General features: G+C 55.7%; 9 protein-coding genes. 3 read left to right on the top strand and 6 right to left on the bottom strand.

The genetic code is table 11. The features are described from left to right. Positions 1-141: 141 nt before the first annotated feature. From JAO32_RS17525 to eat, 6 genes are all read right to left on the bottom strand, one after another. The gene (locus JAO32_RS17525; RefSeq protein WP_334242789.1) at positions 142-1,980 is read right to left on the bottom strand and encodes a phosphoenolpyruvate carboxykinase (GTP); all 1,839 of its coding nucleotides are present in this window, start codon (positions 1,978-1,980) and stop codon (positions 142-144) included. A 188-nt stretch (positions 1,981-2,168) separates the two neighbouring features. Continuing rightward, complete coding sequence (locus JAO32_RS17520; RefSeq protein ID WP_334242787.1) at positions 2,169-3,500, bottom strand: GGDEF domain-containing protein; 1,332 nt, start codon at positions 3,498-3,500, stop codon at positions 2,169-2,171. 284 nt (positions 3,501-3,784) lie between these two features. Beyond that, positions 3,785-4,093 (bottom strand): DUF3175 domain-containing protein, encoded by a 309-nt coding sequence (locus JAO32_RS17515; RefSeq protein ID WP_334242785.1) that lies wholly within the window; start codon positions 4,091-4,093, stop codon positions 3,785-3,787. A 113-nt stretch (positions 4,094-4,206) separates the two neighbouring features. Next, positions 4,207-4,971, bottom strand: coding sequence for an ethanolamine ammonia-lyase subunit EutC (gene eutC / locus JAO32_RS17510; protein ID WP_334242783.1), 765 nt, complete (start codon positions 4,969-4,971; stop codon positions 4,207-4,209). 6 nt (positions 4,972-4,977) lie between these two features. Continuing rightward, complete coding sequence (locus JAO32_RS17505) at positions 4,978-6,354, bottom strand: ethanolamine ammonia-lyase subunit EutB (protein ID WP_334242781.1); 1,377 nt, start codon at positions 6,352-6,354, stop codon at positions 4,978-4,980. 3 nt (positions 6,355-6,357) lie between these two features. Further along, complete coding sequence (eat, locus tag JAO32_RS17500; protein WP_334242779.1) at positions 6,358-7,719, bottom strand: ethanolamine permease; 1,362 nt, start codon at positions 7,717-7,719, stop codon at positions 6,358-6,360. A 153-nt stretch (positions 7,720-7,872) separates the two neighbouring features. Between eat and JAO32_RS17495 the strand changes: the two genes are divergently transcribed. From JAO32_RS17495 to JAO32_RS17485, 3 genes are all read left to right on the top strand, one after another. Beyond that, positions 7,873-8,877 (top strand): helix-turn-helix domain-containing protein, encoded by a 1,005-nt coding sequence (locus JAO32_RS17495; protein WP_334242777.1) that lies wholly within the window; start codon positions 7,873-7,875, stop codon positions 8,875-8,877. A gap of 169 nt (positions 8,878-9,046) precedes the next feature. Beyond that, complete coding sequence (locus JAO32_RS17490; protein ID WP_334242776.1) at positions 9,047-12,544, top strand: TonB-dependent receptor; 3,498 nt, start codon at positions 9,047-9,049, stop codon at positions 12,542-12,544. A gap of 97 nt (positions 12,545-12,641) precedes the next feature. Then, the gene (locus tag JAO32_RS17485) at positions 12,642-14,753 is read left to right on the top strand and encodes a phosphocholine-specific phospholipase C (RefSeq protein WP_334242774.1); all 2,112 of its coding nucleotides are present in this window, start codon (positions 12,642-12,644) and stop codon (positions 14,751-14,753) included. Positions 14,754-14,926 lie beyond the last annotated feature (173 nt).

Raw genomic sequence — 14,926 nt, 5'->3', positions numbered from 1 at the left:
CTTCAGCTACGCTTCGCTTCGTTCAGGATGAAGGCCTTCGGCCGTTTGAGCTTTGATGATTCCACGTCTCAGATGCGAGACGTGGGGCACCCACCTTAAACGAATGGCTAAGGCCAAGAGCTAAAGGCTAACAGCTAACAGCTAAAGGCGGCAGATGAGGAGTTCGCGCTCGTAGATCATCTCGGGTGGCAGGTGGTCATGGAGCAGGAGGAAGACTTCCTCGTGACCCATGACTTCGCGTTTCCATGTGGCGCGGTCGACCTTCTCGAGTTCGTTGAACTTGTCTTCGGGAAAGTCGAGGCCGTTCCAGTTGATGTCGGTGTACTTGGGAATCCACCCGATGGGTGTTTCCTGTCCACGTACGCGACCACGTACGCGATCGACGATCCACTTGAGTACGCGCATATTTTCGCCGTAGCCGGGCCACAGGAATTTTCCGTTCTCATCTTTGCGGAACCAGTTCACGTGGAAGATGCGCGGTGTGGAGGTGAGTTCGCGCTGCATCTTGAGCCAGTGACGGAAGTAGTCGCCCATGTGATATCCGCAGAAGGGAAGCATGGCCATGGGATCGCGACGCACGATGCCGACTGCGCCACCGGCTGCTGCGGTTTGTTCGCTGCCCATCGTCGCGCCGACATAGACGCCGCTGGACCAGTTGAAGGCCTGGTAGACGAGCGGCATGGTGGTGGCGCGGCGTCCGCCGAAGATGATGGCGTTGAGCGGCACGCCTTCCGGGTTTTCCCAGTCAGGGTCAATGGTGGGGCATTGTGAGGCGGGCGCGGTGAAGCGGCCGTTGGGATGCGCTGCGGGTGTTTTCAATGCCGGTGTCCACGGTTCGCCGCGCCAATCGAGCGCTTCGGCGGGTGGTTGGTCCGTCATGCCTTCCCACCAGATGTCGCCGTTGGGTGTGCCGTTCTTCGTGACGAGTGCCACGTTGGTAAAGATGCTGTTCTTGCGCAGCGTCGCCATTGCGTTGGGATTGGTCTTTTCGCTGGTGCCGGGGGCTACGCCGAAGAAGCCCGTCTCAGGATTCATGGCGCGTAGCTGGCCGGTGGCGTCAGGCTTGATCCATGCAATGTCGTCGCCTACTGTCCAGACTTTCCAGCCATCGAAGCCCGCGGGCGGGATGAGCATGGCGAAGTTTGTTTTGCCGCATGCAGAGGGGAAGGCCGCGGCGACGTAGGTCTTTTCTGTCTCGCCGTTTTCATTCGCGGGCGATTCCACGCCGACGATGAGCATGTGTTCTGCCATCCATCCTTCGTCGCGACCGATGGCAGAGGCGATGCGGAGAGCGAAGCACTTTTTGCCTAGCAGAGCGTTGCCGCCGTAGCCGGAGCCGTAACTCCAGATTTCGCGAGTTTCGGGATAGTGAACGATGTACTTGGTGTCGTTTTGCGGCCAGGGAACGTCCTGTTGCCCCGGCGCAAGCGGTGCGCCAACAGAGTGGACGCAAGGGACAACGCGCTTGTAATCCTTGTCGATTTCCGCGTAGACGGGCAGGCCGATACGGGCCATAATGCGCATGTTCACCACAGCGTATGCGGAGTCAGTGAGTTGTACGCCGATCTGGCTCATGGGCGAGCCAACGGGACCCATGCTGAAGGGCATAACGTACATGGTGCGGCCCTTCATGCAGCCTTTGAAGAGCGCCTTCAACTTGCGGCGCATGACGAAGGGGTCTTCCCAGTTGTTGGTGGGACCGGCGGCGTCTTTTGAGAGCGAGCAGATGAAGGTGCGATCTTCCACGCGGGCAACGTCGTTCGGCGAGGAGCGTGCGTAGAAGCATCCGGGCCACTTCACCGGATCGAGTCGCGTGAAGGTTCCCGCTTCGACGAGTTCATTGCAGAGCAGTTCGTTCTCAGCATCGGAGCCATCGAGCCAGTGAATGCGGTCGGGCTGGCAGAGGTCCGCTGTTTTTTCCACCCACTTGATGAGGTGTCGATTTGTCGTGGGGGGAGTGTTGTTGGGAATTGATGCCATCCAAGGGCCTCCGGAGCGCCTGCGATAGACGTTTGACGCACCGGTCATCATTTTCCTCCTAACAGGACGGCAGGCAAAGTATGCTCGGCGTTAATCGCACACGCGTGCGAAATCTGCCTGGTCGGAAGATAGCGAAAGATTAGGGAATGTACGGAGGTTTTCGGTATCGAAACGGTTTCGTGCGAACGTTACTGCTCGATGCGATTGCGGCCTGCGTGCTTCGCACGATAGAGGGCATTGTCTGCAGCACGCAGCAGGTCTGACGCCGCGCCAATGCGCTGGCCTTCCTGCGTGGCCACGCCGATGCTGATGGTGATGTAACCGAGTTCGGATTTTGCATGTGGGAGTTTCAAGGCTTCGACATCGCTGCGGATTCGTTCCGCCGTTTGTCTTGCGCCTTCGGCATTGGTTGCGGGCAGCAGGACAGTGAACTCTTCACCACCGAGACGTGCCGCGATATCGGTAGCTCGTCGCAATGATTTCTGAAGCGCGGCAGAGACGAGGCGCAGGCATTCGTCACCGTGGGCGTGGCCGTAGTGATCGTTGAGTAGTTTGAAGTGGTCGATGTCAATCATGAGCAGGCTGAACGATGTTTGAGCCCTGTTGTTCTTGTGCCACTCACGATCGAGTGAGATGTCAAGGCTGCGTCGGTTTGCAAGACCGGTGAGTGCGTCGGTGAGCGAGAGCGTTTCGAGTTGGTCTCGCGCTTCCTGCAGCTTTCGTTGTGAATGTGTATAGCGAGTCTGCAAAACCGTGACGCGGATGCCATAGATGACTGCTGCAATCACGATAGCTACTGAACCGATGTAGAAATGAGTGCGTATGACCGCAAGGCCGAGCGCCATCAGAATCAGTGTGAAGAACACGGGGCTGGCATGGTGAATGAATTGTCCCAGAGGTTGTTGGCCGTCGGAATCGCGTTTCTTTGTCGCGGGTGGCTGAAAGATGAGAGCCAGAATGAGGGCGAGAAAAGGCACGTCGCTGAGAAGAGCAACGTAATCCATAACGCCCTGCAAGACGAGATCAAGCTGGTTATAGATGATGGCGCAAAAGCCATATACCCAAAGGAAGATATTGAGTGTGCGGAAGAAGTCGCGCATATCTTCCTGTGCGACAGAGATGAGGCGCAGAGCAGCGGCCAATGCGAGCACCACGTTTTCCGTTGCGTAGGCGAATGCAAGAACGGAGTCCGAGATGGGGTGTATCGGCTTACCCCAAAAAGGAAAGGTGGTGAAGATAAGAAGGTAAGTGAGAACTGCTGCGACCGAGACCTGAACTGTGTCCAACCAGACGAAGAGTGGTACGCGATCCTTTCGCTCTGGCAGTGATATAGCCATAACGATGGGAGCTCCATACAGAAAGTAGGGAAGATCCGCATAGGATGCCTGGGAAATGCTCAAATGCAGAATGACTTCTTCCCACGCTGCGCGAACAGAACCGCATTCCCATAAAAAGATGGCAGCGCTGAAAAGTTGCCAGTAAAGCCGTGTGTCTGGCGGTGCACTTCGTGTGCGTGCCATGCAGAAGATGAGCGCCATTGCGACAACTACGATTGAGAAGACGTGAGAAATGACCGTTCGTTGTGCCGGGAACAGCGCAAGGGACGCTGCATGGACCAAGAGGAAGGTTAGGGCGCAGGCCAGTCCCTGGGGGAGCGAAAGAGATTTCTGTGTGTCGTTCTTCGTGCTCACTCGATGTCTTCCGCCTCTCGATGAGAGGAACAGGTTAGCACTGCTCTTCCAGGGAGCGAATGACACAAAAGAGGCTGTAGAAAGTTTGCGGACGTGATATCAAACTGGCCGGTCTACGCGGCTTTGGCTTTTTCTATGCGCGCGTGAAGCAATTCTTTCGCGTGCTGCAAGACCTTCAACCGGTTTTCCGGAAGGTTTTTACCGGCGCGGTTGATGTAGAACGTGAGCATTCGCATGCCGGATGCAGGGCCTTTGGGTGAGACTTTCTTAGAGGCCAGCTCGCGTGCGATGGTCTCTGCGCTTTTGTTAAAAAGGCCTTCGCGTGGGTATGTAGATTCGGTTGTCACTTCTGCTGACCACTTTTTGGGATGGTCCGATGTATGGCTTGCTGGGGCTTTCTTCGCAGTCTTTTTTATCGCCATGCTGACACCTCGATCCTTATCAAAAGTGTGACGAGCTGTGACGACTGTGTGGTTTTCTGCGGAATTGCTGCTTGAGCAAAAGCGATTGCTCTGGCGCTTTGTGACGCTGAAGCTCAGGCGGATTCCAACATTGGAGGGATGGAATCACTGTCGTCTTTCAGTTGCGTGCCGCTGGCTCCGAGTGCGTAGGACGACTGAATGAGATGCGCCAGGCGGAAGGTGGCTTCGTCATAAGAAAGCCCCGCAGGGCGGATGTTGGAGACGCAGTTTCGCTCCGCGTCTGTGCGGCCGCGTCGCGGGGCATAGGTGAGATAAGCACCGAGACTGTCGGGTGATTTGAGGCCCGGACGTTCTCCGATGAAGATGAGGGAAATGTTCGCGAGCCGTAGTTCGCCGATATCATCCGCGAGTGCGACGCGTGCCTGTGTTGCGAGCACAGGATCGATATCCCAATCAGGGAGAGCTTCACGCAGGCGCGTGAGCATGGGCAACGCATGCAGGCTGGGTGCGAGTGCCGAGAGCCCGTCTGCGACCACAATCGTGATGCGTCGGATGAGCGGTGTTTCCTGCTGTCGGAGTGATGCTACGTAGTCTGGATTGAGTTGGCGTCCAAGGTCGGGACGACGCAGGTATTCTGATCGATCCCTGGCTCGACTGGCTGCCTGCTTTGCGATGAAGCCATGTTCATGCAACTGTGTCGAGATAGCGTCGAGATCAAGCGCCGCATGGACTGCGTCGCGTGCGCGTGCATGATCCATGGTGAAGTCCAAGAGTGGCTTTGTGGGAAGACTGACTCCTGCACGCCCTAATGCAATGCGTGCAGAGGTCCACTCGCTCAATGAGGACCAAGACTCGGAATTGACAAGCGAGCGTTCCACGAATCTTTACGCTCCTGCCAGCATGCGGGCAAGGCTGGGACTGGATAAAACGAATCGGCCATTGGCATCCACAATCTGCATTTCGCTGAGCCACTCTTCAAATTCCGGCGCGCGCTTTAAGCCCAGCACACTGCGAACGTAGAGGGCATCGTGGAACGACGTGCTTTGGTAGTTCAGCATGATGTCATCGGCACCCGGAACACCGATGATGAAGTTTACTCCTGCTACTCCCAGCAGTGTGAGCAGCGTATCCATGTCGTCCTGATCTGCTTCGGCGTGATTGGTATAGCAGACATCGCATCCCATTGGCAGGCCAAGCAACTTGCCGCAGAAGTGATCTTCAAGGCCAGCACGGATGATTTGTTTGCTGTCGTAGAGATACTCCGGGCCAATGAAGCCAACCACGGTATTCACAAGCAGAGGACGGCACATGCGAGCCACAGCGTAGGCTCGCGCTTCGCACGTCTGTTGATCCACGCCAAAGTTTGCGGACGCGGAAAGAGCGCTGCCCTGGCCCGTTTCAAAGTACATGCAATCCGTGCCGATGGTGCCCCGCTTCAGCGAGAGCGCAGCTTCTTCTGCCTCGCGCAACATGGAGAGCGAGATGCCGAAGGATTCATTAGCCTTTTGTGTTCCGGCGATGGATTGGAAGACAAGATCGACGGGAGCACCACGCTTCATTGCCTCCATAGTGTTCGTGACGTGCGTTAGAACGCAGGTTTGCACTGGAGCGTTGAAGCGAAGACGGAAATCGTCCAGCAATTGCAGCAGACGGATGCTGGATGTCACGCTGTCAGTGGCTGGGTTGATGCCAATGACAGCGTCTCCACAACCGTATAGAAGGCCATCAATGGTGGAAGCGAGGATGCCCTTTGCATCGTCGGTGGGGTGATTCGGCTGCAGACGGACAGACATGGTGCCGGGAAGGCCGATGGTGGAGCGGAAGCGCGTGACCACTTTGCAGCGACTGGCCGCGAGAATCAGATCCTGATTACGCATTAACTTGGAGACGGCAGCGACCATCTCCGGTGTGAGTCCGCGGCTGACTGCAGCAAGCGATTCCGGTGTTTGTGTTTCCTGTAAGAGCCACTCGCGAAGCTGCCCCACAGTCAGGTGCGCGATGGGAGCAAAGGCATCCTGATCGTGGGTATCAACAATGAGACGCGTTACGTCATCCTGTTCATACGGAACGACGGCTTCCTGAAGAAAATGCTTCAGCGGCACGTCTGCAAGCGCATAGCGTGCTGCTGCCCGAACGATTTCAGACTCTGCGGCCACTCCGGCAAGGTCGTCGCCAGAGCGTGGGGGAGACGCCTTCGCAAGCAGATCTTTCAAATCTGCGAAGGCGTAGCGGGTTCCCTGAATGGTGTGGGCAAAGCCCATGCGTCAGCCTCGCGAAGTGTTGCGTTCCGCACCGATACGGCCCGTCACGCGCAGCAGCAGATATCCCGCGATGACCGTAGCAAGGAAGATCGTCGCAATCAAGCGGTTGTAATACACGACACTTGCAAGGCAGATGATGACGCCGAGCAGTGTCCAAAGAGGGGCAAAGGGATACAGCCGTATGCGGAAAGGTCTCGGCATGTCTGGCTCTGTTTTGCGGAGACGAAAGAGAGCGAGCATGCTGGTGGCATACATGACCAGCGCGCCGATAACGGACATGGTAACAATGTTGGCGGTAAGTGGTTGGCCAGCGATCACGAGCCATGAATCGCTGTAGATGGCCGCAATGCCCACGACGCCGCCCGCAAGAATTGCGACCCAGGGCGTTTTGAATTTGGGATGGATTTTCCCGAAGATTTCCGGAAGATAATCGGCGCGCGCCAGAGCGTAAATCTGCCGGGAATAACCAAAAATAATGCCGTGCAGTGATGCGATAAGGCCAAAGAGTCCGAGCCACACCAGCATGTGGAGCCATCCGCTGGAGGAGCCTACGATCATCTTCATTGCCTGCGGCAATGGGTCGTTGATGTTGGCCAGAAGACGCCAGTCGCCTGCGCCGCCTGCCATCAGCATGACTCCGAGGGCCAGCAACAGCAGTGTCGCAATGCCACCCAGATATGCACGCGGAATGGAGCGGGCGGGGTTTTTCGCTTCCTCTGCTGCCATGGCTACACCTTCAATTGCAAGGAAGAACCAAATTGCGAACGGGACAGCGGTGAACATGCCGTGCAGCGTGCCGAGTGTTAAGTGGTCTTTGCCGGACCATCCACCGGAGAGGAAGTTGGACAAGTGGAAGCCCGGAGCGACCACACCCATGAACACGAGCAATTCTGCGATAGCAAGCAGAGTGATGAAGAGTTCAAAGCTGGCTGCAATCTGCACGCCGACGATGTTGATCGTCATGAAGACGAGGTATGCGATGGTGGCCGCGAGCTTGGGAGACAGTGAAGGGAACTGCACATTGAGATACGCGCCAATGGCTAACGCGATAGCAGGCGGGGCGAATACGAATTCAATGAGTGTCGCGATACCTGCGATGTATCCGCCGACGGGGCCGAACGCTCGTTGCGCATAGGCAAACGGGCCGCCAGCATGAGGAATTGAAGTGGTGAGCTCTGTGAAGCTGAAGATGAAGGTGCCATACATGGTGGCCACGAACGCCGTGGTGATGAGAAATCCGATAGTGCCTGCACTTGCCCAGCCGTAACTCCATCCGAAGTATTCGCCGGAAATGACAAGGCCAACGGCGATGCCCCACAGTTGCCACGTGTTCAGTGTTGCCTTCAGATGAGAGTGCTCTTCCATTCGCTCCTTCGCTGCAGAACAGGGAAATTGTGTGTGTGTGCGCTCATTATGCTCATATTTGAGTGCAGGGACTATTGAAATTCGGCAATTTTCGGAAATGCTGTTTATAACATTTTGCTGTGTCGCGGTTGTTATCGGATAATACCCACCATCATGGCAGCTTTTACGGAGGTGGCCGCGTTACCTTGTTCGCCTGAAAAGGCGGAGGTGTATGCGTGCGCGTCGGACGACGCGAATGCGCAAGCGCGTAGCCTGCAGGGATGGTCACAGCTTTATGACCAGATCTCTCCTGGGAGTTTTCATGGTGCGATTGAGGGTATCTGCACCGATTCGCTGCATGTGTTTCGCGAGGTCACAAACGCGCGGTTACGACAGTCGTGCGTTGTGAAGTCTGATGCCTGGTGGTTTGGGATTCCTGTGCGAGAGGACGTGTCGTTCCGTCTGGATGCGCGGATGATCCCGTGGGGTGAGATTGCGATCCGCCGTGGACATCAGGTGTTCGAGCTAATGACACCCGCATCGTTTGAGATCTTTGGCATCGTGGTTGAGCGGAAAAAACTGGAAGAGCACTTGCGTCTGTTTCACGATGTTGCTCCTCCCGATGACCATGACGATCTGTTGCGGGCGGCGCCGCATGCACGAACGCGCCTGCGTACACTTTTGCATGAATTGTTATCGCAAACGCTGCTGTATCCGGAAGTGGCGCAGAGCGTGAATGCAAGAGAAGCGATGGAGCAATCGCTGATGGATGCGGTTGCAGATGCGTGTCGTGAGCGCAGTGCGAGTTATGAAGTGAGCAAGGCCGAGCGCCAACAGGCTAGCCTTGTCCGCGATGTTCGCGAATACCTGCTGAGCCTGGATGACCGCGTGGCTTCTGTTCCTGAGCTTTGTCGTAACTTCAACATCAGTCGCCGCACGCTGCAGTATGCATTTGAGCAGGTGCTGGGTATGGGGCCGAACGCATACCTGAAACTTCTGCGGTTGAATGGCGTGCGACGTGATCTGGGCAGACGCCGCGCGCTGAACAAGTCTGTGCAGCAGGTGGCGGCGGATTGGGGTTTCTGGCACCTCAGCCAGTTCTCAAAGGATTACAAGCAGCACTTTCTGGAACTGCCTTCGTTAACGCTTAAGCGTACGCAGGATGCTCGTCCAAGATGAAAGTTCTGTGACAAAGGCGTATTTCCTCCGCATTTTGCCGAAATTAGATAACGGGACAGGGCCACGGCTGGCTATGCTGCATTCACTTCCCCATGGTGCGAATGCCCGTTGCAGCCTTTCTGTAGCGATGTAACTGGCTTTGGCCACCATGGACTTCTTGGAGATCAGGATGTCTATCCGTAGGCTTGCGCCAATTTCGATCGCATCGGTGTTGTTATGTAGCGGTACGCTCATCGTCCACGCCCAGTCCACCCAGGGAACGATCCTGGGAACCGTGAAGGACAAGAGCGAGGCAGTGGTTCCCAACGCCGAAGTGAAGCTCACGGCAACTGATACCGGCACCATCAAGACTGCGAAAACAAATTCTTCCGGCAATTATCAATTCCCAAATCTGAATGCAGGCTCCTACACGCTTGAGATCACGGCTCAGGGATTTGCAACGCAGAAGGTATCGAATCTCCGATTGACGGCGCGTCAGGAATTGCGTGCTGATGCAGCGCTCGATCTTGGATCGCTGGCCCAGGAGACATCCGTCAATGCCAGTGATGCGGGCGCAATCCAAACGGAATCGCCCTCCATTGACGCGACACTGTCTGCCACCGCAGTGCGTGATCTGCCTGCGAACTATCGCGCCAGCTCAAATGGCACCAGCCCGTTGACCATGATTCAGTCGCTGCCTGGCGTGCAGGGTGATAGCAGCGGCACGTCGTTCTCGATTCAGGGTGGTCTGCCGTTCCAGACGGAAGTGACCGTTGACGGTATTACGACACGCAGCGCTACCGGCGGAAATTCGCCCATCCAAAATGCGTTTCCTTCCGGCGATTCCATTGCGGAAATGCGTGTGGACGGCGTGATGAACAACGCCGAGTTTGGCCAGCCGGGCGAAGTTACCTCCACCACCAAGGGTGGAACAAATCAGCTTCATGGATCGGCTTTCTGGTATCACCAGGATGCTTCGCTGAACGCCAAGGCGTATGGTGCGCTGTCGAAGGCAAAGCTGGTTACGAATGACTACGGCGGCACAATCGGCGGCCCTGTTGTCATCCCGAAGCTATACAACGGCCACGATAAGACATTCTTCTTTGGCACGTACGAGGGCTATCGCAACCCGCGCACTACCTCGGTGCAGTATTACGTTCCTACGGCAGCAATGAAGAAAGGCGACTTCACGCGGGTGCAGGGTGTTTCTTCGCTGAAGAACCCATACACCGGTGGCACATATGCCCTGGGTGCGGTGCCTATCAATGCGGTTGCGGCGAAGTTTCTGCAGTTCTTTCCCGATCCGAATATTGGCGATACGTCAACGTATGTTCCTGGTCAGTACAACTACTCCACGAACAAAGACACGTCGCTTTATTCGGAGCAGTTTGACGTCCGTGGCGATCAGTACTTTGGACAGAAGGCAATGGTGTTTGGCCGCTTTTCGTTCAAGAATCACAACCCGCACAGTGCGCAGCCCCTGAACGTTCCTTCCAGTGAAAATTCTGAGAAGGACCGTATCTTCCTTGTCGCTGGAAACTATAACTTCACGCCAAACCTGATCAATGAATTCCGGTATGGATTTACTTTTTCCACTCAGGGAAACACGAATCCATTTGACGGCAAGACGTTTACCCAGAACTCTGGTCTCCAGGGCCTGCAGAACCTGTTTTACAACGGCCTTCCAGAACTCGATTTCTCTTATCTGACAAAACTGGATGCTGACCGCCTGACGTCTGTTTCGCAATCGCGTACACATGTGTTCACGGACAATCTGACATGGGTGAAGGGCCGTCACACGATGAAGTTTGGCCTGGACATCCGCAGGATTGAAGCTCTTACGCCGCTTGGCTTTAATGGTGCGGATAACTACGGAACGTTCGATTATTCTTCGGCGAACTTCACGGGTAATGAATTTGCAGACTTCCTGATTGGTACGCCGAACACGACTTTCTACGACGTTGTGCAGTCAGATAATGACGGCAAAGCCAAGCACTATCACTTCTACGCGCAGGATCAGTGGCGCGTATCGGACAGCCTGACGCTGAGCTACGGCATCCGTTACGAGTTCCATCCGGCGTATCACGATCCGTCTGGCAACATCGGTAACTTTGATCCGTCGGTTGCGAAGTCGGGCCGTGTGATCTATCCGACGGGTAAGGGTGCGCTGGTTTCCACCGACTATCTTGCAAGCTTCAACTCCTGCGGTCTTGGACAGACTTCCGGTGTGCCAGCGCAAAATGGAGCGCCTTGCACGCCTACCGTGGACAACACGCAGGCAGGACTCCCGGATGGATTGCGTACCGCAGTGCGATTCCGTTTCGCTCCGCGCTTCGGCTTTGCGTATCGCCCCTTCGGCAGCAACCGTACTGTAGTTCGCGGTGGTTATGGCTTGTATAACATCACATTGTTGGGTTCTAACTTCTACTCGCTGACGGGTACGCTACAGTCCAACACGACGCAGTATGCGAATACGCAGACGGCAAGCGGTCCTTCTTACACCTGGCCAGCTATCTATGCGGGTGCAGGCACCAGCTCCAATGCTGTGAGTGGCTATGGCCAGGCCTACTTCGGTACAGCGAATGATATTCACTGGAACGATCCGTACTCACATCAGTTCTCTTTGTCAGTGGATCGCGATCTTGGAAAGGGCTACGGTCTTCGTGTGTCGTACATTGGCATGACGACCAAGCACCTTGTCTGGGCACCGAACCTGAACGATCTGCCTTACTCGTCGACCACCTCTGCATACAACCAGCCATTATCCGCGCGTCTGTTCCCGAACTGGGGTGTTATCAACTCTCGCTCAACGGGAGCTGATTCGAACTATCAGTCAGGCCAGATCAACTTCCATCGCGCCAGCAGCAATGGCCTGACGATTGATTCGACCTACACACTGGCGAAGAATCTGGCTAACAATATGGGGCCGGGTTCGAGCAGCTTTGCTGGTGAAAGCGGTGGTTCGCGTGCAAGCTATGGACTGGATCCGAATGTCGATTTCGGTCAGGCCTATGGAACGCGCCGTCATCGCTGGAACACAACGTTGGTGTATGGCCTGCCGTTTGGCCGTGGCAAGCAGTTTGGCGGAAAGATGAATCGCTACGCCGATCTGCTGGTTGGTGGATGGCAGTTGAGCAGCATCTTCGTTGTGGAGACCGGACCGTTTCTGTCGCCGTATTTCTCCAGCGGCCAGGGTGATCCTTCCGGTACGGGTTCAGGTCTGAGCTCGTCCGCGGTGGGTGCGGCGTATCCAGGTCGTTCGCAGAAGGTGGATCGCGTTGTGGGAGTCAGCGTTGTTCCTACTCAGCGTTCTGCGAAGAAGTGGTTTAGCTCTGCAGCGTTCACGTGCCCCGGCAATCCGAATTGGGTAGCTGGCACATCCTGCACCACAGGACGTGGAAGGGCAGGCGATCCCGCTCCTATTGGCCGCTTTGGCAATGCGCAGAACGGTTCGGTTGTGGGCCCGGGTCTGGTTAACCTTTCCACTGGTCTAAGCAAGCAATTCGCGATTACAGAACGTGTTTCACTGCGAGCGGAAGGTACGTTTACGAACGTGCTGAACCACACCAACCTGGGCAATCCCAATATGAACATTTCCAGCACGGCGTTCGGTCAGATTACGTCGACGACTGGTGTGGACTTTGGCGGTCCGCGTACCGGACAGGTATCGATGCGTCTGCAGTTCTAATCAACAACCAATCACAAACACGATGTACAACGTAGCACCGAGGCGAGCCGGGAACATTCCGGCTCGCTTTAGTCTGATAGTGCGGGAGTGGATGTAAATGAGAAGCAGACGAGATTTCCTGAAGATGGCAGCGGCAACGGCGGGCATGGGAATGACCCCACCTGCGATTGGTCGCGCGCTTGCCATTGGGCCAGATAGTAGAACCGGCACCATCCAGGATGTGCAGCACGTTGTGATCCTGATGCAGGAGAATCGTTCCTTCGATCACTACTTCGGATCGCTGCGCGGTGTGCGCGGTTTTGGTGACCCGCATCCGTCTCCTACGCCCAATGGCAAGAGTGTCTGGCATCAGCCAACAGCACAGGTTAAGACAAAGCGTTATCACGATCGCGGCTTATCGGCTGATGCGACTCATGTGTTGCCGTTCTATTTGAATCCGAAGCAGACGACAGAGTTTCAGGCTGGTACCGATCACGGGTGGAGCAGCGGACATCTTGCGTGGAACCACGGTCACCATAACCAGTGGGTGAATCAGAAGCAGGATGTTCTGACCATGGGCTATCTGAAGCGCGAGGATGTTTCCTTCCATTACGCGCTTGCTGATGCCTTTACGTTGTGCGACGCCTATCACTGCTCGGTGCATTCGAATACTTGCCCGAACAGGATTTATCTGTGGAGCGGAACGATTGATTCGCAGAACCGCCTTGGTATCCGGAGGAATGGACCAGGGCTTGAAGAGCGCGGGAAGACCAACGGTTACACGTGGACCACATATCCGGAGCGCTTACAGAAGGCAGGTGTAAGTTGGCGCGTGTATCAGGGCGGCACTGGTGAGCCGGGAACGCCAACAGATAATTACACAGATAACTCACTCGAATTTTTCGCGCAGTACCAGGTGAAGGAAGGTGCATCGCCGAAGAGTGAATTAGTACAGCGTGGTGTGACGGATCGTACGCTGGTGCAGTTCAAGGAAGATGTGCAGAAGGGAAATCTGCCGCAGGTCTCCTGGGTAGTTGCTCCCTACAAATACTGCGAGCATCCTGAAGCTTCGCCTACAGATGGCGCATACTTCATCTCGCTAGTGCTGGACGCGCTTACATCGAATCCCGACGTATGGAGCAAGACAGTTTTCTTCATAAACTACGACGAGAACGACGGTTTGTTCGATCACATTGTTCCGCCGATGCCTCCATCGACTTTGCATCGCAATGGAGGTGGGCTGATATCCGCTGCGTTGGAGTCAAACCTTGAGGATGAGTTCCTGAACCTTGATCTTTATCCCCACGAGATGCATCCGTTGATTCCGGGCGCTGATCCTGGCGGGCGTCAGCCCATCGGGCTTGGGCCACGCGTACCTATGTTGGTAGTCTCGCCATGGAGCAAGGGCGGCTGGACATGCTCGGAGACCTTTGACCACACATCGGTTCTGCGTTTTCTGGAGAAGCGTTTTGGTGTGGAGGAAACGAACATCTCTCCCTGGCGGCGCTCCATCTGCGGTGATCTCACCTCGGCCTTCGATTTTGCGCAGATGAGTGATCGTCGCATCGTGTCTTATCCCGCGCCACAGCCCATTGCTTCGTCGCATCAGCCATACAGCATTCCTGCCGTGCAGAAGATGCCAGAGCAGGAGCCGGGCACAAGGCCTGCGCGCGCGATTGGCTATGTGCTGGGAACGCAGGTTCGCCACGAAGATAAGAAGCTATGGCTAGACCTCCGCAATGCAGGAAGCATTGGAGCGGCGTTCTATGTCTACGACCAGAAAAATCCAGCAATGCATCCGCGCCGATACAGCGTGGCAGCGGGAGATACGTTGTCTGATTTCTGGGAAGTGTCCAACGGCAGTGAGTTTGATCTGCAGGTGCATGGTCCCAACGGCTTCTTTGCACGTCATGCTGGAACATCGGAAGTGGAGCAGCTGGACGTAGAAGTTCGTCAGGATGCCACGAAGCAGATGTTGCGAGTGAACCTGAAGAATCCTTCAGGAAAAGCCGTTTCCGTGGCTTGGGAAGAGAAGCACACCGAGGTAACAGGGCAAGATGTTTCGGTGGCACCCCGAGCTAACGCATCGTTTGAAATACCACTGGCTGGCAGTTCGGGCTGGTATGAGCTTTTGATCCACGAAGCTGGTTCACCTGCTTTGTTGAAGATGCAGCTTGCCGGGCATGTAGAGAACGGTCTTTCGAGCCAGACTCAACCGATGCCTGGTTGAGTCCGGTGTCTACACTAGCCACGCGACTTGAAAGTGTGGTGTCGTTGCTGGACAAACCAATTGCGATTACCCATATCCCCTATGGGTAATCGCGCCGCGCGACCGCAGATGGGCTGTATTCCATCTCAATCTTGTTTGGCAAATTCCTTACTGGCATCCCGGGAAAGGATCTT

The organism is Terriglobus sp. ADX1 (assembly GCF_036877645.1).
Lineage (GTDB): Bacteria > Acidobacteriota > Terriglobia > Terriglobales > Acidobacteriaceae > Terriglobus.
Note: the sequence above shows the minus strand (reverse complement) of the source record. Positions and strands in the feature narration are given on the sequence as shown.